The organism is Moryella indoligenes, from assembly GCF_030812885.1.
Taxonomy (GTDB): Bacteria; Bacillota; Clostridia; order Lachnospirales; family Lachnospiraceae; genus Moryella; species Moryella indoligenes.
In genome coordinates this window covers 114,188-134,619 of the sequence record NZ_JAUSTO010000002.1, presented here as the reverse complement: position 1 = coordinate 134,619, position 20,432 = coordinate 114,188, and the positions used below count along the sequence as shown (strand labels likewise).

Sequence of the window (20,432 nt, the reverse complement as noted above, 5' to 3'; positions counted from 1 at the left end):
CTGCAAGAGAGGTGTCACCCCTACGGTGACCACTCTTGTAGACTCCGGGCGTAACGCAAACGGTACGGTGGTGGGTCAGCGTATCGGACGTGATCAGTATAAGATTGACAATCTGGAATGGTCATGGCTCACTGCCCAACAGTGGTCAAAGATATTGAGTATCCTTAATAACTTCTTTGTAAATGTAACTTTTATCGACCCTGTAAGTAATGCACCTAAGACCATCAAAATGTACTGCGGTAACCGAACGGCTGAACCCTACTGGGTAGATGAGGACGGTCACCCGACACACTACAGGAATTGCAAGGTGAATCTGATTGACGTAGGAGAGTGATTTTATGCAAAAGGTATCCAAAGAGTATAAGGCAAGCATGAAAGACTCCCTCCGTAAGAGAGCATACATAATGATTTCTTTCGGAGTTGTCAACCAGGAAGCGCAGGTGAAAGCCAGAGTAGACAACGGAGAGTTTGCCTACTTCTCCAACTCGGGCAACCTGTTCAATGAGGGAACTGACGATGTGGTGTACGCCACTCTGGAAGAGAACTTTACCAGGGTTGACGGTTCCATGTATTTTCTCCCGCGGAACAAGCCGGGGGCAATGTTCTACAACACAGGGTTGGTAGGAAAGAACCTAGTATCAGACGGACTGTATGAAGTGACCATAAACCTTCATGCGGCTCCGACTGATTTCAGAGGTATCACGATTAACTTCGGTGAGAACTATCCTACTGATTTCGATTTTGTCACGAATACCGGGCAAAAGGTTGAGTTCCGGGATAATGACAAAGCTGTTTTTACTACGGAGGAAGTGCTTGAGAATGTAACCACACTGACTCTGGTAATTCATAAAATGAAGAACCTCCGAAGCAGGCTGCGTATTTACTCCTTCCGTTTCGGTTACGGACTGGTGTACTACAACGATTCTGTTATGAGTTCTTCGCTTGAGAGTTATGTCAGTCCGATTGGTGCTGACATTCCTCAGATTGATTTCTCAGTAACGCTGAAAAACTATGACAAGTATTTCAACGTGGACAACCCGAAGTCGGCTATCAACTTCCTGGAAACGGGACAGGAGATGGACATTTACTATGGGTATCAGCTTCCGAACTCTGATGAAATCGAATGGGTCAGAGGAAATCACCTGCTCTGTTCAGAGTGGGAGTCTGATGACTATACGGCAACAATCCGTTGCCAGGACGTGTTCCGCAACATGGACACGGAGTATTACAAAGGACTGTATGCCCCGAACGGCAAAAGCTACTATGACCTGGCGATTGAGGTTCTGAAAGCTGCCGGGGAGAAAGACTACTATGTTGACCCACGGCTCAAAAAGCTGTACACGAAGAATCCTATCCCCCGTGTTTCCTGCAAGGAAGCATTACAGATTATAGCCAATGCCTGCCGCTGTGTTCTGTCACAGTCCAGAGTCGGTACGATTCAGATTAAATCCTCTTTCGTCCCGGAAGCTGTGGCAAGCAGCAATGGTGAAACCGATTACTCCCACGTTGCGAAGATTTTGACGGATGACACCAAAGATGAGTACGCAACACTGGCAAGTAACTACACCACGGCAGATGGGACAATGTTCTTCCTGCCACGGGCGGCAAGTAAGAGGACGCTGAACACAGGCTTTATTTCAGAACAGCAGTCTGACGCTGACGGTAAGTTCACCACAAACCCTGTGGTGACCATCGTGCAGGAAGCCGCCTGTATGTACTACGGTGTGAAGTTCGTGTTCGGTAATGCCCTTCCTTCGGGAATGGTCATTCGTACCTACAACAATAACGAACTGGTTACGGAGTATGAAGTGGAGGAAGAAATTACAAAGACCCTGGTTATCCTTCGGGACTTTGACGATTTCGACACCATGAAGATTGAGTTCACGGGAACGGCAGAGCCGTACAACCGTATTGTGCTTAACAACTTCGCTTTCGGTGATGTGACTGACTTCACCATGGAGCGGCAGGACATGACTTCTTCTTCTCCGAAAGCTATTAAGCAGGAGTTGGTCAAAGAGGTCATCGTACCTTGCTACAGTTATCAGCCGGGTAATGCCGAAGAGAGTCTTGTCAGTGAAGATATTACCGTGAAGTCTGGTGATGTGGAAACCTTCTATGTGGGCGAACCGTCCTACAACTTCCGGGCAACACTGGACGAAAGTGCCAGTGGTGTGAGTATCACTGCATGGGGCAACTACTATGTAACGGTCAAGTTCTCTAAGACAGGAACCTTTCGTCTGGAAATCCTGGGCTATCGGTACAAAATCGTGGAGAGATATGCCGTGAAGTCACTGAACAGTAGAGGTAAGTCTGTAAAATGGGCGAACCCGCTTATCAGTGATATGGCGATTGCTACGGAACTGGCTGAATGGATTGGTAACTATTATACCGCAGGTATTGAGTATGAGTACGATACCAGAGGTAACCCAGAGATTGACGCAAACGATATTGTGTACCAGGAGAATGAGTTCCATGACGGAATGAAGGTAAATATCTATCGGTACACAATTAACTTTGACCAGGCGTTCAGCGGCAAGGTGACCGCAAGACGTGTATCCCGTTAGGAGGTGACGGAAGATGGAATGGCAAACACCTAAAACAGATTGGCACGGAAGTACAAATTCAGAGGGTGTTTATACAGGTGACAGATTCAATGCTTTGGATTTCAACCGTATCAAGAACAATCTGATGTTCCTCCGGGACATGGCAATCAAGCTGTACAAGGAGTTCTCCCTTGTAAGCCTGGGTGATGACAGAGTACCAGGTGATTACTTCTACGCTGATGAAATCAATCAGCTTGAAGAAAATTTGGAAACCCTCAACACCAACACTCTCAGAATGTCCTACGGGTCTGCACCCGTTTATAACGATAACGGTACTACGATGGATTTCAATGAACTGAATCGTTTGGAGGGTGCAACTTTAGACCTGTATGACAGACTCACGAATGAGAGTGAAGGAAGGAGGATGTTTGTATGGAATTTCGGAATGAGGGGAGGGGACTTGTAAATGGCATGGGAACTTTTACCTGTTGATTATACGGACGCTGTGTGGGCGGGTTTGAAGCGATATAACCAGGTTAGCAACGAAGATGGTTCAGTATCCTTCCAGGACATTACGGCTTATACCGGGAAAGAGAAATCTTTCTTCGGTGCGAAAAACGCTAACCGTATGAACGAAGCCCTCAACACCATTATGAGCATGGTGGAAAATGGCACAGACTTGTATACCGCTTTCCAGAATTATTTCGCAGAGCAGAAAACTTTGTTTGAAAAGGAAGCTGATTCCAAAGCAACGGAGTTTGACAACTACACGGATAATTTGGAACAGGAATACAAGGCAAGCATGGCGGCTTTTGAGAGTCAGCAGCAGCAAATTTATAATGCCTGGTTCCAGGCTATGAGAGACCAGCTGAGTAAGGACGCTGCGGGCAACCTGCAACATCAGTGTACCGAACTGGATGAGCGTTTGACTCTGCTTGAGCAGATGACAATGCAGAATGACTTCTCTGCTCCGCTTGCTACAGATGATGAAGCAATCACCTTGATTGTGGATGACCTGGACTATGCGATTCTGGCAGATTGGAAATACAAGGAGGAATAGAAGATGGCAACTATTAGTGTTCAGACAAAAAAGTTTGCAGATCTGGAAGCGATTCTGTCCGCTACGGGTACTGAGCAGATGTTGATTCACGATGGTAACGGCGTGAAGGTCATTACCGTGGAGAATCTTCATAAGGGTTTGCAGACTGACATTGATTCAGTCAGAAATGTACTGGCTGATGGTGCAGCGGCACATAACTGTATTTATCGTGGTAAGTACCTGGGTACTTCTGTTACAGCAGAGCAGTATGCCGCTATTTCAAGTGGTAAGTTCACAGACCTGTATATTGGTGACTACTGGGTTATCGGGGGCGTGATTTATCGTATTGCAGCATTTGATTACTACTATAACTGTGGTGATACTGCTTTTAAGAAGCACCATGTAGTCGTTGTTCCCGATACTTCTCTTTATAAAGCACAGATGAATACCAGTAATGTTACTACAGGTGGTTACACGGGTTCTGCCATGTATAAGTCGAATCTGGCGCAGGCTAAGACTACTATCAAGGCAGCGTTTGGTTCCGCTCATGTTCTTACAAAGAGAGAACTTCTGACCAATGCTGTAAACGGCAACACACCTTCGGGTTGGGCATGGTTCGACTCTGATGTTGAGTTGATGAACGAAGTGCAGGCTTATGGTTCTGTAGCGTGGGGCGCACATGATGGTAACGGTTACAACGTGGCTTCGGGTGACGGTCAGTTCCCGCTCTTCATGTTTGACCGTACTAAGCTGCATAACCTAGAGGACTACTGGCTGAGAGATGTAGCTTCCGCTACTGCCTTCTCCTTTGTCAGCGGCAACGGTAATGCGAACGCCAACGGCGCTTCTCCCTCTTTTGGCGTTCGCCCCGCTTTCTGTATCGGTTAATCTAAAATCTGCACCCCCTTGTGGGGTGCAGTAGAAAGGAACTAATGAAATGTCAGTATTGAAAAGCAAACGGAAACCCTCTCAGTTTGAGGTGTTCCATCATCTCAACAAAGTTAGGAAAGAGGTTACTGATTTGCTGCTCCGTGACGTCGGCTACAGCAAACGAAAGGCAGCACAACGCCTTGAAAAGAAATTCAGCGGGCGAAGCTACGAAGAACTTACTGACGTTGAGAAAAAGATTTATGACCATTTCCGCAAGCAGCAGGAAGCCTTTGATACCTGGTTCATTGAGGATGAGCGGAAAGCTGTAGTTGATTGTCTGAGGTCTATCGGTGAACACGTCTACACTGCGAACAGCATTTACCCCACCTACTATGAAGAGTTGGTAGAGCGGCGTGTTCATCAAGACCTGGCAATCGGTCAGTGCTACCGACTGGTACAGGAACTACAGTATGCAATAGAAACTCTCCCAGTGGATGTCAATTCTTTCTTGAGGTTCGGTGAGGATATTCAAAGAGAGATAGACCTTATCAAAGGTTGGCGTAAATCTGATAACAAGTTCAAAGGGGCAATCTCTGCAAAGATAAGGAGTTTCTGAAAGAGCTGCTTACAGAGATTGTGGAAATCGCACATGACCTGGGTATTACCGTGAACCTTCGGAAAACCAGAATATGCAAACTGTCTGAAATGTGGAGGTTTCTACAGATTCAGTATTCGCTTACTGATACCGGGCGGGTGATTCACAAGATTCATCCGAAGCGGCTTACAGGTATGAGAAGAAAGGCTAAGAAACTGGTACTCATTCTCTCAGAGAAGGATTTCGATGACTGGTTTAGGTCATGGTTCAATGGTCATTGCCACTACATGAGCAAGATACAGAGGTCAAATATGTTAGACCTTTGCAAGAAATTAAAGGAGGAACACTACTATGGTAAAACTGATTTTAGCTGACGGCACGGAACTCAAGGGCTTCAAGCAGAATGGTAACAACTATGTCAGCAAGACTGAGGTTGATGTGTCCGTATTTGAGGACAATCTGCCCACTCTTACGATTGTGGATGGTGACACTCAGATGATCATGCACAACGCTGAACTGATTCAGCAGGTTCAGTATGCTGACGGTTGGTATCTCTGCTTCCGTGAAAAGACTGAGCAGGAAATGCGCTATGCAGAACTCACGGGCAAACTTGAGTACATGGCAATGATGACTGGCGTGGATATGGAGGTGTAAATCATGGCACATAGCAAGAATTATGAGAAGGTAAAGAAGTTCTACAAGATGGGCATTTGGTCTGAAAAGATGGTGTGGAACGCAGTAGGCAAGTGGATTACCCCAGAAGAGTACAAGGAAATTACTAGGGAGGATTACAGCAAGGAGGGCTAAGATTATGAAAGAATGGATTTGTACAGCAATCGGAGTTGCGGGTAGCTTCATGGCTTCCTTGTTTGGCGGTTGGGACGCTGCTCTGGCAACCCTGGTTATCTTCATGGCGATTGACTATGTTACAGGTCTGATTGTCGCAGGTGTGTTTCATAACAGTGGTAAGACTGAGAATGGTGCGCTTGAAAGCCGTGCAGGTTGGAAGGGGCTGTGCCGTAAGGGTGTTTCTCTTCTGGTGGTTCTGGTTGCCTGCCGCCTGGATTTGATTACTGGAACTAATTTTATTCGTGACGCTGTGGTTATTGCAGTCGTGGCAAACGAAACTATCTCTATCGTGGAGAACGCAGGACTTATGGGTATCAACATTCCCCCGGCTATTACCGCCGCAATCGAAGTACTCAAGAAGAAGTCCGATACCTACAACGGCACAAACTAAGGCGGGAGAGAGGGTTCGCCCTTTCTCCTATAAAGGAGTGATGACCTATGGCTACCCAGGAGTTTATTGACAGTATTACCGGGTACATTAAGAAATATGCTGCTGCTTACAATGTATGCGTGTTCAGCCCAATTATTGCCCAGGCAATTCTTGAAAGTAACAAAGGTACGTCTGAACTGGCAGTCAATGCTCATAACTACTTTGGCTTGAAGTATCGTAAAGGACGCTGCAAGACCTGCGTGGGCATTTATCACAAAGTAGGCAGTGAGCAGAACTCGGATGGAAGTTACACCAGTTCCGCTATGGAATGGTGCAAGTTTGAGAGCATGGAAGATGGTGTCATCGGGTATTTCGATTTCACCAACATTTCTACCTATTCTAACTTGAAGGGTGTGACTGACCCCAGACAGTACCTTGAGAATATCAAAGCTGACGGGTATGCAACTTCTCTGAAATATGTAGACAACCTTATGACTGTCATTGAGAGGTATGACCTTACCCGATATGACAAGGAGGAAATGAAAATGAGTAATAGTTCTCAGGTGTCCTACACCAAAATTTCACCTAACAAAAACAGCCCCCGCAATCATGCGATTGACCGTATTACCCCGCACTGTGTAGTCGGTCAGCTTTCTGCTGAGAGTATCTGCGGTTGCTTCACCAGTCCTTCCTGGCAGGCAAGCTGCAACTATGGTATTGGTTATGACGGCAGAATCTCTCTGTGTGTAGAAGAGAAAGACCGTTCCTGGTGTTCTTCCAGTTCTGTGAATGACCATCGTGCTGTGACCATCGAATGTGCGTCTGACAAGACCCATCCTTACGCTATGACGGACGCTGTGTACGCTTCCCTCATTAACCTCTGCGTGGATATATGCAAGCGTAATGGCAAGAAGAAGCTGCTCTGGTTCGGTGACAAGAACAAGACTCTGGCGTACAGTCCGAAGTCTGATGAGATGGTTCTGACTGTACATAGATGGTTTGCAAACAAGTCTTGCCCTGGTGATTGGCTCTATTCCCGTATGGGTGATCTGGCAGCAAAGGTTACTACCCGTCTTGGCGGCAATACTGCCGAAGAGAAGCCCGCAAGTACCACCACGCTTTACCGTGTCCGCAAGACCTGGGCTGATAGTACTTCCCAGATGGGTGCATTCTCTTCTCTGGCGAATGCGAAAGCCTGTGCAGACAAGAACCCCGACTACAAGGTGTTTGATGGTTCGGGTAATGCTGTGTACCCTGCGGAGAGCAAGCCTGCATTCTCTTCTTATAGAGTGAAGGTTACGGCTTCGGTTCTGAATATCCGTAAGGGTGCAGGTACGAACTACGCACTGGCGGGTGCTATTCGTGACGGTGGAGTTTACACAATCGTGCAGGAAAGCACAGGACAGGGCGCAACAAAGTGGGGTAAGCTGAAATCTGGCGCAGGGTGGATTTCCCTGGGCTACACCACAAAGGTATCATAATCCCAGAATCGCTTCCAGGAATGGGACTTCAATCTACAGTGAAACGTGTGAATTAACAGTTTTCCTGTGATTATTGGATTTGCACTCATACCTGGCGGCAAGGTCACCCAATATCAATGCAAAGTTTGTCATGCACACGGGGATTTCACGCTCCATAAGGGCATTTGCGATACAGCCCGCAAAATAGCTCTTGCCTGTGCCAACGCCGCCCCATAGCAGATAGCCAATGTTGCGCTCTTTCATGGTTTCCCAGTTCTCCACATAGAAATGGGCGTGTTCCATTTGCGGGCACTTGCCGTTGTCGTTCTCAAACGTCCAGCCCTGCATAGCCGGGTCTGTAAAGCCCCGCCGCTTCAACCGCTCGACAGTTTCAAGGTGACTGCGCTGTTTCTCTGCGGCTTCCCGTTCCTCACGCTCTGCCCGCTGGCAGTCACATTCTGCCGGGTGGCGGTCACGCCCCAGCCATGCGGCGGTTTCTTTGGGGAAATAGCCCTCTTTGGGCTTGTGGCACTTCCCGCAGTATAAAAGCCCGTCCTCGCCGGTGTAGTCCTCCGGCTCCGGCGTGGTGTCGGTCATATTCAAAATCATTTCATCAAATCCATTCGTCATAAGCTCTCGCCCTCCTTACAGGTATAATCGGGTATGCCCTTTTTCGGGGCTTTCTTGGCTGCGTCCTCCTGCGCCCACTTGAAAATCGTGGCTGCATGGCTCTTGTATTTCCTCCCGCTGGAAGCGATATGGCAGGATAGGCGGTCAATGTAATACTCCCACTTGCCGGGAAGCTCTGTTTTCAGCCCGTCAAGCTCCGTATCGGAAAGAATGACATTGTGGTATCTGCCATAGGCGGCGGGGGCGGGGTGTCCCGTTTCTAACTCTCTCTCTTTTTCTATTTCTATATCTATCTCTTTCTCTATCTCTATCTCTGGTGGACAAATGTCCGCTCGATATGGTGGACATTTGTCCGCCCCTGTCTGCGGCAGGGCTTTTTGTTCCTGCAAAGCCAGCCGCGCCCTGCGCTTGCGCTCCCCCTCGGTAGAGGACTGGCCGATTAAAAGCTCAATGTTGCTCATGTAGAGTGCGCCGCTTGGCAAAGGCTCCACAAGCCCCAGCTTCATAAAGATTTTCAAAGCTCTCTCTACGGTACCTACCTGCTGGCGGGTAATGGTCGCAATCATCTGGGCGGTGTAGGGGATATTCTCGTCAAGCTGCAATTTCCCGCCGTTTTTCAGCGATTTCAAGTACAGCTTCAAGAGAATGTTGGAATAGATAACGCCGTCCTGCATACTTTCCAGCAGAACGATTGCATCATCGTCAAAATAGCTCTCTTTCAGCTTGAGGTAGTAATATTTGCGGTTATCTGCCATAGGCTGCGTCCTCCTTTTTCCAGCGTTTGGAATAATAGCGAGGGCATAGTATGATAACCGCCCGGAAGCTCTGTTTGCAGTCACGGGTGCAGCCCCGGCATAGGTCGTTGTAAGTGATACGGTTGCGGTGGTTGAGGAAGAAAGACCATTCCAGCCGCCGCTTCTTGCTCATTCTCGGCAATGGTAAGCTCCTTTCTGCCGTTCCTATCGGTGTAGCGGGATAGGGGGCATTTTCTGTATGTTCTCGGTATCATTTTCGGGCTTTTTCTGCCCTGTAAGCCCCGTTTGGAAGTCGGGGAGTATTGCGGTAAGGGTTCATATCATACCTGTATTTTTGTAGGGTTTCGGTATCATTTCGGGGCGGTCTTTAACGCTCCTGTTCACGCTTTTTCTGCTGGCTCGGTGCGCCCCTTAAAATCTGGTCGATATTGCGTCTGACTGTCTGAAGCTCCTGCGCCCGCTGGCGTTTCTCCCGGTAGTCGTTATATCCGGCGTTCTTCTGGACGGTAAGCTGCTCAATCTCCCTTTGCAGGGCTTTGCTGGCTGGCAGCTTGGTTATTCCATGCTCCCGGAAATAACGGGCGGCTGTGTCCGCTATGATAAAATCGCTTTCGTGCTGTTCCCGGTAGGCTCTCCGGGCTTTCTCCGATTTCTGCGCTTTCAGACCGTCACGGGCGGGCTTCGTGCCGATATAGCCCAAAAGGTTGCGCTGCAATTCCTTTTTCTCCCGGATAGCGGCTTCCAGCCCTTTCAGTCCGGCAAGGCTCTCCTGCGTGGCGGTGTTGGCTGCGGAAATGGCAGCGTCCAGCTCGTCCGGGGAAGAAAAGCCATACTGCTGGTAGAGCATGAGGGTAGCCGACATCTGTTTGAGGTTGTGCATGGTCGCCCACTTCTCATAGCCCCGTCCTTTCCCCTCGGCTCGCTTGGCGGCTATGTCTACCATGCGCTGTACAGCGTCATTGTTCGGGGCGTTTTTCGCTTCTTTTTTCGTCCGTAAGCGGTCTTTGATACTGCCGGGGTATTCCGCTATGGCTGCGGGTTTTTCGGCGGCTCTGGCGGCGTTCTGCTCCAAAACGGAGAGGACAGCAGCCCGGTCAAAATCGTCCCCCAGCTTCCGGGCGGTAATTGGCTTCGTCCTGTCCGGCGTGAGGTAACTTAGCCGCCCCCGGCTCTCCTTGACGGTCACACCATGCCGGAGAAGCAGGGCGGCAAACTCATCAAAGCCGGAAGCAGCGGCAAGGGCTTCCCGGATAGTCCGGCGCAGCTTCGCCTTATCCGTTTCAAACTTGGTCTGCCGGGGCGCGATACCGTCCGCAGCAATAGGGGCGTTGGCTCTGTCAAGGGCAGCCTGTCCTTTCTTCTGCGCCCAATACTCACGCTCGGTAATGCGTTCTTTGCTGCCGTTCAAAAGGTCTATCTGGTAAAGCCCCTCGCTGTGGCACATCTCCATGACTTCGGCTTTCAGATAGTTCATAGCTGCGTCCGTACAGCGGTGCTTGCAGCCTGCTTTCCTGTCCGCTGGCCTGTCCATGTGGGGCAGCATGGGAACCTCCGCAATCCGCAGACTGTTAATGACGATATGCACATGGATATTTTCGGTGTGGCTGTGTCCGTCCGGGTGGGTGCAGACAAGGGCCTGGTGTCCGGGGAAATGCTCGGCGCAGAACTTCTCGCCCAGCTCCTGCGCCCGATCAACGGTCAAGCCGTTGTCCGGGCCGTCCCGTGGGTCAAAGCTGATGATGTAGTGGTGGCTCTTTACGTCCTCCCGTTTCTGGTTCTTGCCGTAGCGGAGATTGGAGCGCATACAGGCAACGGCAAAATCCTCCCCGCCACAATTCAGAGAGGATATGCGGTAGTCTACCCTCGGTATGAGCCGCCCGTCTGCGTCAAGGGTGGGCTTCATGGTAAACTCGTCATGCTCGAATGTGAGGTATTTTTCAGCGTCCCCGTAGTTGGCATTTTTAGAGCTGATATGTTTGAGTATCGCCAACGGCTTCACCTACTTTCTGCAAGACTTCAAACTTCAAGGCGGCAAGGTCGGCGGCGGCTCCCCGCACTTCCTTTTCCAGCCCCCGGTAGGGGCTTCCGTATTCGTTCAGGCTCCGGGCAATCTGGTTTAAGTTGCCGCCGATTTTCCCGTACTCTGCCGTGAGCTTGGAGAGGGCGGCAAGCAGCCCGTCATTGACCGGGGAAACGGTGACAATGGGGCGTATGGTCGCTTTCCGTATGGCTTGCCGGATAAACTCGGACTGGCTGATTTCATAAGCCGCCAGCCGCCCGGTGAAGTCGGCGTATTCTTCATCGGTCATGCGGGTCTTTACCACATGACGGCGGTGGGGCGTATTGTATTTCTTTCGCATGGTCTGTGACCTCCTTTCTCGCCCGACAGGGCGCATAGCAGGGTTTGGGGAAGGCACTCCCCAACAAGATTCCCGCAGGGGCAAAAATAAGCGGAGAGCGAATTTTGGCACCTCGGTAGAATCTTGCTCTGAAAAACTCCGGCGTTCCCCGGCTCCCGTCCTTTCCGCTAACAAAACGTTTCAAAAGGGCTTTGCTACCCGCTATTCCGGCTTATCTTGAAAATTTTCCTTTCACTACCTACAACACCACGCAAAGCAAAATGGACGGAGATTTTTAGAATTTCCCCTCTATTCCCTACAACACCACGCAAGCCGGAATAGGCGGACAATGGCAGTATTTTTTTCTTTGATACCCTCTACGGATAAGTAAGGGATTTTGCCAACTGCGGCGGCTATTTTCCCTTTTGTTTTTTCATACTGGGGATTTTCAAAAATGCCAAACAGGAACGAAAAAAAGCAGCAAATCTGTTGAATAGATTTACTGCTTTCTGGTTGCCGGCGAAGCGGCGGTTATTCAGTTGTAGGCGGTAGGGCTATCTCCCAAAGCGGAACTTGAAAATAGCTGTGAGAAGCGTCTGGGTGATGTAGTCCTCTGTATCTTGGTCTACCCGTCCATTCACACGGGCGGCACATTGTATGCGGCGGCGGTAATACTGCAATACAGTTCCCACCGCTTCCGGCTCCCCGCTGGCGGCTTGGACGATTGTTTCATAGGGGAGAAGCCTATTATTTCTCATATGCCATTCCCTCCATTTCCGCTTGGAGCTGCCGTAGGGCTTTTCGGATATGGTAGCCCGCTGTGCTGCGGCTGCGCCCGTACTGTCTGCCAATTTCGTGCTGTGGAATACGCTTGAAAAAGGACAGGTAAATCATTTCCCGCTCCCGTTCGTCCAGCCGTGACAGGGCTTCCGCAAGTAAACCGCTGCTGAAAATGACCGTATCGCCGCAAAGGGTAAGTATGTATTCCTCGTCCGGCTCCGGGGCTTGGAAATATTCATCTGTCGTGCCTAAAGGGTAGTGCTTTTCGTCTGTGAGGTATTCAAGGGATATTTCTCTTTTGTGCTTCCTGCTCCGTGTCCTCGCTGCGTTGATCGTTGCATTTCGGATAACGACTTTGCAAAAGGCATGGAAAGTGTACTCGATATGTTCCCGATATTCTTCTGTACAGGTCATGGAAAATCCCCCTTTCCTCCCAAAAGGGCTGTGGCTGGTTAGTAGTTGCTTTTTATGATAGTAAGGGGCGGCAGCACTTTAGGCTGTCGCTCCTTGACTGCCTAACTGCAAAACCGGGCGGGGCTGTCAACGGCGGGCGAAGCCCGTTCATCTTGACCGTTGACTGGCTCGGCCGGGTTTGCTATTTATCCGGCAAACTTGAATTTATTTTAAGCTATCACGTTTTACCTTTTTAAGCCTTACTATCATTACCATAGGAATTTCTTTATTGTTTTTGAAACATTCTTCATAAAATCCATCAATGACAAATCCAGCTCTGAAACAAAGGTTAAAAATATCTTGTATGGAACGATGATAATAAATCTGCTCCTCCGGCTGCCCTTCGATCGCTATATCATAGTAACTGTGCGGTGTCATATATTTTTCAGTCAATGTGATAAAACAAGGGTGCTGCGTTGCAAAGACAAAAATCCCGTTTTCCTCCAATAGTTCATAAACAGCCATAAAAAGCGGTTCAATATCCGTAATATCCATAATTGCCATATTAGAAACTGCTTTCGTAAAGGCTCGATTTCTTTTTAATCCTAATAAGCTTTCTCTATTGGTCGCATCCGCTACGCAAAACTCAATTTGTTTTGCATATTGTGATCGCCGTCTTTTAGCCAATTCTATCATTTTTTTGCTGTAATCAAAAGCGACGACCGAAGCGCCTCTCTGTGCAAGATACGAAGAATAATTTCCATTGCCGCACGCAATATCCAAAATGTAATCCGAAGGATCAGGAGAGAGAAGTTCCGTTACTTTGGGACGTACTACCTCTCTGTGAAATTCATTGGATTCGTCACCCATTGCATCATCCCAAAATTGTGCGTTTTTCTCCCAGATCTTTTTGCTTTCCTCTGTTCCCATGTTCTCTCCCACTCCCAAAATTTGCCTTTTTGCTTCCATTAAATCTTCCTTACTATATTCCATTGTTACCCTCCATAACTTCTGATTGTTGCCGTCTTGACTATTATGTATCTTTTCTTTCCAAAATGGTATAGGCTTTTATTTTTATAATGCTGCAAAACTTTTCTTCTGTAAGGTATTCAAAGGATATTTCCCTTTGCCGCCGCTATTGGAAAGCCAAAAGCAGCGGCTTTTTTACGCGATATGACCGAAAAGACTAGAAAGCAGGATATGTCATCATTTGTCATTTCTTCTCAATGTAATAACTGCATGGCATATCAAGCCAAATACAAGAGAAAAACAGCCACCGCCAAATAGTGATGCTCCCCACCCTGCACCCGACATTGTCATAAAACCGCCAACAAAGAAAATACCAATGCCAAGAAATATCCCGACACCATAAAAAAGTCCAATTGCCATATCATACTTATTAAATTGTCGTTTCTCTTTTTTTCACATGTTTCCATTTTTGTTATTACCTCCTTCGCAAAATCGTCCATGTGGACTCCAAAAAGAAAACAAATTTTTTTCAACGTATTTAAATCGGGTTCATTAACATCTCTCTCCCAATTCGATAGCGCCTGCCGGGTAACATTCAATTTCCCAGCCAGTTCTTCCTGTGTCATTCCCGATTGTGTTCGCAGATGACGTATTTGCTTTCCTGTTGTAATATCCGTCTGTTTCTGGTTCAAAATGGTTCCTCCTCTCTGATGCTGATTTTATCAATGATATTTCGCAATAGCCAGCAATGAACGTTTGCATTGCGCAAGATGTTACATTATCTTCTGAAACATATGCCGGATCTTGTCTAAACGGCTGTTCGGGCGGCGTGGCTGAAACACAGGCTCGCCGGAAGTTTCCTGATACCCTTTTAATTCTGTAATGCAGACACTTCTTCCATTTGTATAAAAATTCAAATCATTTCTATATTCACCAATACAACGGGCAGGGATTTCCCCCTTAAAAATAACTTCATCTTTTTCAAGTCTGGTTGATTCAATGATTGCGCAATACTTTGGTGCGTCATTATAAGCCCGTGAAAGATATTCCTGCGGTGCAAAAAGGGTAAAGGAAAGGTATGGTTCCAACAGTTGTGTTCCTGCTTTTTTCAATGCCTGCCCCAACACGACAGGCGCAAGAAAACGAAAATCAGCGGGGGTGCTGACCGGGCTGTAATAAACTCCATAATCAAAACAAATTTGGCAGTCTGTCACTCCCCAGCCATATAAGCCCTGCTCCATTCCATAACGCACACCCTCCATGACGGCATTTTGAAAACTTTGGTTTAAATAGCCGAGAGATACCTCGCTTTTATATTGTGTTCCGCTTCCAACAGGAAGCGGTGTTACAGTCAAACCAATAGATGCCCAAAACGGATTCGGCGGCACTTCAATATGAATCGTGTAGCTCGCTTTTTTTTGCGGTCTTTCCAGATAAATAACCGAAGGCTCTTTCATAGCCACGCCCACATGATATTTTTCTTCTAATAGCGAACAAATAACTTCTAACTGTACTTTTCCCAAAAAAGATAATATAATCTCATGTGTAACAGTATCAATGTCAAAATGCAAAAGAGGGTCTGTATCAGCAATCTCTGTGAGGGCATTTAACAGGGCTTCCCTTTGCTCCGGCTTTTGCGGCTCTACCGTTGTCCGAAGTAATGGCATGGGATTATCAATCCGTGTTTTGTGAGGCAGGAGTTTTTCATTTCCCAGAATGTCGTTCAGTTTCAAAGTATCATCAGCTAAAATAACAATTTCTCCCGGACAGGCATGGTCAACCGGGACGATTTCACCATTTGACGGAATACACATTTCTGTAATCTTTATTTTTTCCTTTTTTGACAGCAGCAGGGTATCCCGTAAATGGAGCGTCCCATGATACAGGCGTAAATAAGAAAGCCGTTTTTTCCGCTCTGTATACTCAACCTTAAAAACATATCCACATAATTCAGACTGAATATCGTCTGTTTCTGTAATGAAAGTTTCTGTAATCGCTTCAATCAGTTTTTCTGTTCCTAAATTGTCTTTTGCACTCCCATGATAAACAGGAAACAAAGAGCAGCATCTGGTTCTTTTGCACTTTTCATATTGTAATTCCTGTATATCCAAAGAATCCTCTGCAACATATCGTTCTAATAGTTCATCGCTTCCGGAAATAATCATATCCCATTTGTCCAAATCAGAAATATCGGTCATGGTTATCTTTGGCGACAGGGAAACCTCCTGCATGACAATCATATCACTGGTAAGTTTATCTTTAATGCTTTGGTAAACACGCCGCAGGTCGATCCCATTTTGGTCTATCTTATTTATAAAGATAATTGTCGGAATGTCCATTTTCTGAAGCGCATGGAATAATATACGGGTTTGTGCCTGTACGCCGTCTTTTGCCGAAATGACTAAAACAGCTCCGTCAAGGACAGATAAAGAGCGGTATGCTTCGGTTAAAAAATCCATATGACCGGGAGTGTCCACGATATTGATTTTATAATCATTCCAGCAAAAAGAAGTAACCGCTGTCTGAATGGTAATTCCGCGCTGCCGTTCCAAAATCATAGTGTCTGTTCTTGTAGTTCCTTTATCCACGTTTCCTTGTTCCGCAATCGCTCCACTGGTGTACAGCAGGCTTTCCGTCAATGTTGTTTTTCCTGCGTCTACATGGGCGAGAATTCCAATATTGATTATTTTCATGTGATTGTCCTCCTTTTACAGCCCCAAAAGGGCATAAAAATCCCCAGCAGTAAAATACTTTTACCACTGGGGATTATAATTTGCGGACATACACATATACAGCATACACCTGTTTGTGATTGCTGTTTTTCGGATATGTCAAAATTGATAAGGCAAAAGTATTCTTAAATTGGGTACAAAAAACCAAGCCCCCACAAAAGGGACTATCATAATCCTTTGTTCCCACTATTTGATTATAGTTTTATTTAAGAATACCTTGCCGCATATTTTTTACTCCTTTTTTGGAATGATGCTATTATATCACATTAGTTTTAGGAAAGAAAGTACCTAAAAGAAATTTTTCTTCCCCTTATATGTAACAATCATACCGACTTTCTGGCGTTCAGAATGGTTTCTGCTGTCTGCTGTGGTGTTTGGTTGGAATTGTCCAGCCAAAAGCCGATCCGTGGTGTTGTCTGCATAAATGTATCGTATAAGGTTTCAACCGTAAAGCCGGAATAGCCTGTTTTCTCCCTGTATCGTTCCCTTCCTTTTATTGTTTCCACATCTGGACAAAGAACGACAACCTCAACAGGGTATTTATGCGGCACAAAAAATATGTACATGTAACTAATTCAACACATTTATAATTTGAATAGGGACATTATAGCATTTACTAAATACAAATTCAATGTATACGGAAATAAAGATATAAGGAGTGGGAAGGATTCCGCCGTAGTCGGCATTGTAGGAAAATCCAAAAGTTTAGATTTTCCCACAATGCTTATCTTTTGGTCTTTGGTTCGGAATAGTGTAGTGCTGGCGGTCTATCTCTTGTTTTCGGTTGCTTGCTTCCTTACCGTACATGAGCATTGGAAGCAGGGTTGTCCTGGCCGTAACCTTCCAGAAGGTTGATAACGCCCCAGATACCAAGACCTGCGCCCAGAGCCACCACGAGAGTCTGCAAAACACCAACTGCGCTGTTGAAAAATTCCATAAAATAATCCTCCTAAAAAATGTTTTTGATTTTGGGTTAAGTTGTTGCGTCAATTTCGTACACATCGAAGGTGTCCGTGGGTTTTACCACGGCACGCTGCTTCTTCATGTACCGTTCCATGTCAAAGACATTTTTAGGGTCGGCGTCGGCCGTGTATCTGTAATTCGGGTGTCGGATGAGGTCGTACTTGTCCGAAAGGAACGGGCGCACGCCTCGCAGCATGAAGATACACTTGCCGCCGTCCATCACTGCCAATTCGTCCTGGGTCATCAACTCCTTTCCTAATTTCTGATAACTGAGGCCGTGGGAAACCTGGCTGCCCCGGTTTTCAGACTGGTTATAGAGATCAATGGTCTCTTTTCCCAGCAGCTCCGAAATTTCCTTGAGCGTGGATTTCTCCTTGCCTCCCAAAAACAAGGTGCTGTCACAGTTTCCGACGATGGTATCTGCCGCGTCCTTGTAGATGGTCTTTAACTGACTCTGCGACTGCAAAATAATAGAAGCCGATATCTCACGGCTTCGGATGGTAGCAATTAGCTTATCGAAGTTCGGTATCTGGCCGATGTTGGCAAACTCGTCCAAGATCAGACGGACATGGACGGGCAGCCGCCCACCGTAGAAGTCATCCGCCTTGTCGCAGAGCAGATTGAAAAGCTGACTATACATGAGGGCAGCCACGAAATTGAAAGTGCTGTCCGTATCCGAAAGGATTACAAACAGCGCCGTCTTTTGGTCGCCCAGGGTATCCAGTTCCAGTTCGTCATATTCCATCAGGTCCCGCAGCTCCTTGATGTCGAAGGGAGCAAGCCGGGCACCGCAGGAAATCAAGATACTTTTGAGTGTCTTGCCCGCCGCCATTTTGAATTTGCGGTACTGCTTGACGGCGAAGTGGTCCGGCTCCCGTTCCTCCAGTTGAGAAAAGAGTAGGTCCACCGGGCTTTGATAAGTCTCGTCATCTTCTCTGGCTTCACTGGCATTGATAAGGTTCAGAAGTGTGATGAAGTTCTTTTCTTCCTCCGTGGCCTCGTACCAGATGTAGCCGATCAGTGCGGAATAATAGAGGCGTTCCGCTTTGACCCAGAAATCTTCGGAAGATTTTTCGCCTTCGCCCTTCGTGTTCATAATCAGGGCGTTCACCAGCTTTAAGATATCCTTCTCTGACCGAATGTAGGCCAACGGGTTGTATTTCATGGATTTTCGGAAGTTTATCAGGTTGAGGCACTTGATACGGTATTTCTTCCGTTCCAGGAAAGTGCCGATCTCCGGCAGCAAGGTCCCTTTTGGAAAGATTTGTCAAGGACATAAACAAAATTTCTTTGACAAATTTATATCTTCTCTGTTTCTCTCTTGATTAGCTTTAGTATTTTATCCTTGTATGTTTCCCCTGTACCTTGCTTAAAATGTAGGTTTACAGTATATTTTGTCTTTCCAATATCCATGATCAACTGTTTATGTGGTGGTACTTGTATTTTTCTTTTTTCTTCTTCCATGTATCCTCCTTTCCATTTTTAGGCAAATAAAAAACAGTAAACCTTTTTTGATTTACTGCCTTCGTGTTAGCTTTTATTGACTTGTTAGTTTAGCAAGCTAAAAATATCCTACCTGCAATACTCTTTTATCTTATCTGCATATTCAGTCGAAAGATTCTTTGAATAAATTTTTTCATTTTTTGAATTTCTGACTTCTTTCCAAAGAATAGAGGCTACTTTTAATTTGTTCGAATATTTGCAACTATTTTTGTCTGCACAGAAATCCTTTAAAAATTGGTTCCATTGACAAACTGAATTATCATACTTCGCATAATTTGATTTTCCATAATAAACTTTTAGCATATCTTGAATTGTAAAACTCAAATCATTTTCTCTTTTTACTTTTCTCCAAGCAGTAGCCATATCAGCAGTAAATTTAAATGGCGAAACATCTGTTAAAATTGAGAAATACTCTCTGAAATGTGTGTTAAAGGAGAACCCGCATTCAAGTAATGGTAATAGTTTCTACTTGTTTCTTTTCATTTTTTATTGATGACTTTTTAATCAAACCAACCTTAATATCATATTCCTGTTCGTCAAGTCATGTCGTTCCTCTCTTCCACATATCTCCATGTGAAATTTCAGGATCGCTATGAAATTCGTCGACAACTACGCTATTTAGGAACTTTCACCCCAGTATTGGAACTTGCCCGTTATACAAAAAATTTTGATACTAATAATTTAGTTAATATCAAAATTTTAAATACCATTATATTTTAAAAAAACAATTAATACTAAACTTATAAAAATAGCACTAATAAAAGCTATCCAAAAAATAAATTTATCTACTTTAAACTTAGATTTAAATTTTTTTAAAGCTAAATTATATATTCCCACGCCCAATACACCACCTAATGTATTATTAATTATATCAGTTATATCAAATACTCCAATTGACAATGCGTACTGTAAAAACTCTATAGCTAAACTAAAGAAAAATACAAAAAGAATACTTTTTAAATTGTTTTTACGAAATAAAATAGATCTAATCATAATTCCCAAAGGTAAAAAAATGAGTATATTTGATACCATCTCATCAAAAATAACTTTAATATTAACTGTATTGTCATAATAAAATGGTAGTAAATTTATTTGTCGCTCAATCAATAAATTATTGATTGAAAATGTCATTTTAAATACTACAATAAAGATTAACCAAATTATATAGTATACAGTTAGCACTTTCATCCCAACTGAAATATATTGATTTTTCAATTTCATAATTAATTCCCCTTCAATCTATTAAAGTCACTTAAATTCCTTATTATACATTAACTTATATCTATTACAGTTTTCAATTAAATCATCGTGACTCCCATCACCTACTATTTTTCCATTATCCATCACAATAATTCTATCAGAATTCATCGCACATCTTATCCTATGGGTGATATATATAATAATCTTATCATTCAAATTATTTAAAATATTATCAAATATGATTTTTTCAGAAATTATGTCTAATGACGAGCTTGGCTCATCAAATAACAATAGACTTGATTTTCTATACATAGTTCGTGCTATTGCAATTTTTTGCCATTGTCCGCCTGAAAGTTCTTCACGATACCAATAGTATTTATTAAACTCATCAAACGATGTAATTTTGTCAAACTCAGGTCTACTTTCTATCAATATTCTATCT

At 45.4% G+C, this 20,432-nt stretch carries 23 protein-coding genes and 5 pseudogenes; 12 read left to right on the top strand and 16 right to left on the bottom strand.

The genetic code is table 11. From position 1 onward, the window contains the following. The first annotated feature begins 25 nt into the window (after positions 1-25). The 12 genes and pseudogenes from J2S20_RS02055 (at position 26) to J2S20_RS02000 (ending at position 7,747) form a co-directional block, all read left to right on the top strand. Positions 26-334, top strand: a complete 309-nt coding sequence (locus tag J2S20_RS02055) for a hypothetical protein (RefSeq protein WP_416388982.1) — start codon at positions 26-28, stop codon at positions 332-334. Positions 335-404: 70 nt separating this feature from the next. Further along, a complete protein-coding gene (locus J2S20_RS02050) occupies positions 405-2,564 on the top strand; it encodes a hypothetical protein (protein WP_307252560.1) in 2,160 nt (719 codons plus the stop codon). Between the two features lie 13 nt (positions 2,565-2,577). Then, entirely contained in the window at positions 2,578-3,009 is a 432-nt protein-coding gene (locus tag J2S20_RS02045) for a hypothetical protein (protein WP_307252558.1), read from the top strand. Further along, positions 3,010-3,603, top strand: a complete 594-nt coding sequence (locus J2S20_RS02040) for a hypothetical protein (RefSeq protein WP_307252554.1) — start codon at positions 3,010-3,012, stop codon at positions 3,601-3,603. Between the two features lie 3 nt (positions 3,604-3,606). Continuing rightward, positions 3,607-4,470, top strand: coding sequence for a DUF6273 domain-containing protein (locus J2S20_RS02035; RefSeq protein ID WP_307252552.1), 864 nt, complete (start codon positions 3,607-3,609; stop codon positions 4,468-4,470). 49 nt (positions 4,471-4,519) lie between these two features. After that, positions 4,520-5,068, top strand: a complete 549-nt coding sequence (locus J2S20_RS02030) for a hypothetical protein (protein ID WP_307252550.1) — start codon at positions 4,520-4,522, stop codon at positions 5,066-5,068. A gap of 89 nt (positions 5,069-5,157) precedes the next feature. Beyond that, the gene (locus J2S20_RS02025; protein WP_307252547.1) at positions 5,158-5,421 is read left to right on the top strand and encodes a hypothetical protein; all 264 of its coding nucleotides are present in this window, start codon (positions 5,158-5,160) and stop codon (positions 5,419-5,421) included. Further along, positions 5,399-5,701, top strand: coding sequence for a hypothetical protein (locus J2S20_RS02020; RefSeq protein WP_307252544.1), 303 nt, complete (start codon positions 5,399-5,401; stop codon positions 5,699-5,701). The genes J2S20_RS02025 and J2S20_RS02020 overlap by 23 nt, the downstream gene beginning before the upstream one ends. Positions 5,702-5,704: 3 nt before the next feature. Continuing rightward, entirely contained in the window at positions 5,705-5,854 is a 150-nt protein-coding gene (locus J2S20_RS02015) for an XkdX family protein (RefSeq protein ID WP_307252541.1), read from the top strand. 4 nt (positions 5,855-5,858) lie between these two features. Next, positions 5,859-6,287: a phage holin family protein gene (locus J2S20_RS02010; protein ID WP_307252539.1), complete on the top strand. Its 429-nt coding sequence runs from the start codon at positions 5,859-5,861 to the stop codon at positions 6,285-6,287. A gap of 47 nt (positions 6,288-6,334) precedes the next feature. Next, positions 6,335-6,772, top strand: a pseudogene (locus tag J2S20_RS12300) (glucosaminidase domain-containing protein); the annotation flags it as partial. A 39-nt stretch (positions 6,773-6,811) separates the two neighbouring features. Further along, the gene (locus J2S20_RS02000; protein ID WP_465223529.1) at positions 6,812-7,747 is read left to right on the top strand and encodes an N-acetylmuramoyl-L-alanine amidase; all 936 of its coding nucleotides are present in this window, start codon (positions 6,812-6,814) and stop codon (positions 7,745-7,747) included. 84 nt (positions 7,748-7,831) lie between these two features. Here J2S20_RS02000 and J2S20_RS01995 read toward each other — a convergent pair. The 16 genes and pseudogenes from J2S20_RS01995 to J2S20_RS01915 form a co-directional block, all read right to left on the bottom strand. Then, positions 7,832-8,356, bottom strand: a pseudogene (locus J2S20_RS01995) (P-loop NTPase family protein); the annotation flags it as partial. After that, the gene (locus tag J2S20_RS01990) at positions 8,353-9,111 is read right to left on the bottom strand and encodes a phage replisome organizer N-terminal domain-containing protein (protein WP_002605636.1); all 759 of its coding nucleotides are present in this window, start codon (positions 9,109-9,111) and stop codon (positions 8,353-8,355) included. The pseudogene J2S20_RS01995 and the gene J2S20_RS01990, both read right to left, overlap by 4 nt. Then, the gene (locus J2S20_RS01985) at positions 9,101-9,292 is read right to left on the bottom strand and encodes a hypothetical protein (protein WP_006058351.1); all 192 of its coding nucleotides are present in this window, start codon (positions 9,290-9,292) and stop codon (positions 9,101-9,103) included. The genes J2S20_RS01990 and J2S20_RS01985 overlap by 11 nt, the downstream gene beginning before the upstream one ends. A 186-nt stretch (positions 9,293-9,478) precedes the next feature. Beyond that, the gene (locus J2S20_RS01980; RefSeq protein WP_002602093.1) at positions 9,479-11,101 is read right to left on the bottom strand and encodes a relaxase/mobilization nuclease domain-containing protein; all 1,623 of its coding nucleotides are present in this window, start codon (positions 11,099-11,101) and stop codon (positions 9,479-9,481) included. Beyond that, complete coding sequence (locus J2S20_RS01975; RefSeq protein ID WP_002602094.1) at positions 11,073-11,471, bottom strand: plasmid mobilization protein; 399 nt, start codon at positions 11,469-11,471, stop codon at positions 11,073-11,075. The genes J2S20_RS01980 and J2S20_RS01975 overlap by 29 nt, the downstream gene beginning before the upstream one ends. A gap of 533 nt (positions 11,472-12,004) precedes the next feature. Next, on the bottom strand, positions 12,005-12,208 hold the full coding sequence (locus tag J2S20_RS01970; protein WP_002602095.1) for a helix-turn-helix domain-containing protein: 204 nt from the start codon (positions 12,206-12,208) through the stop codon (positions 12,005-12,007). Next, positions 12,198-12,644, bottom strand: a complete 447-nt coding sequence (locus tag J2S20_RS01965; protein ID WP_002602096.1) for an RNA polymerase sigma factor — start codon at positions 12,642-12,644, stop codon at positions 12,198-12,200. Before J2S20_RS01965 ends, J2S20_RS01970 begins: the two co-directional genes overlap by 11 nt. 204 nt (positions 12,645-12,848) lie before the next feature. Further along, positions 12,849-13,616 (bottom strand): class I SAM-dependent methyltransferase, encoded by a 768-nt coding sequence (locus J2S20_RS01960; RefSeq protein ID WP_002602097.1) that lies wholly within the window; start codon positions 13,614-13,616, stop codon positions 12,849-12,851. 213 nt (positions 13,617-13,829) lie between these two features. Then, positions 13,830-14,284 (bottom strand): annotated as a pseudogene (locus J2S20_RS12205) (helix-turn-helix domain-containing protein). A gap of 81 nt (positions 14,285-14,365) precedes the next feature. After that, entirely contained in the window at positions 14,366-16,285 is a 1,920-nt protein-coding gene (tet(32), locus tag J2S20_RS01950; RefSeq protein WP_307252461.1) for a tetracycline resistance ribosomal protection protein Tet(32), read from the bottom strand. 835 nt (positions 16,286-17,120) lie between these two features. Then, complete coding sequence (locus J2S20_RS01940; protein WP_016300369.1) at positions 17,121-17,261, bottom strand: Maff2 family mobile element protein; 141 nt, start codon at positions 17,259-17,261, stop codon at positions 17,121-17,123. Between the two features lie 36 nt (positions 17,262-17,297). Then, a pseudogene (locus J2S20_RS01935) lies at positions 17,298-18,545 on the bottom strand (VirD4-like conjugal transfer protein, CD1115 family); the annotation flags it as partial. A gap of 41 nt (positions 18,546-18,586) precedes the next feature. Beyond that, on the bottom strand, positions 18,587-18,751 hold the full coding sequence (locus tag J2S20_RS01930) for a transposon-encoded TnpW family protein (RefSeq protein WP_019118571.1): 165 nt from the start codon (positions 18,749-18,751) through the stop codon (positions 18,587-18,589). Positions 18,752-18,859: 108 nt separating this feature from the next. Further along, a pseudogene (locus tag J2S20_RS01925) lies at positions 18,860-19,307 on the bottom strand (hypothetical protein); the annotation flags it as partial. 182 nt (positions 19,308-19,489) lie between these two features. Next, positions 19,490-20,011: a VanZ family protein gene (locus tag J2S20_RS01920; RefSeq protein ID WP_004812176.1), complete on the bottom strand. Its 522-nt coding sequence runs from the start codon at positions 20,009-20,011 to the stop codon at positions 19,490-19,492. 27 nt (positions 20,012-20,038) lie between these two features. Further along, positions 20,039-20,422 (bottom strand): ATP-binding cassette domain-containing protein, encoded by a 384-nt coding sequence (locus J2S20_RS01915; RefSeq protein ID WP_307252452.1) that lies wholly within the window; start codon positions 20,420-20,422, stop codon positions 20,039-20,041. Between the last annotated feature and the right edge of the window lie 10 nt (positions 20,423-20,432).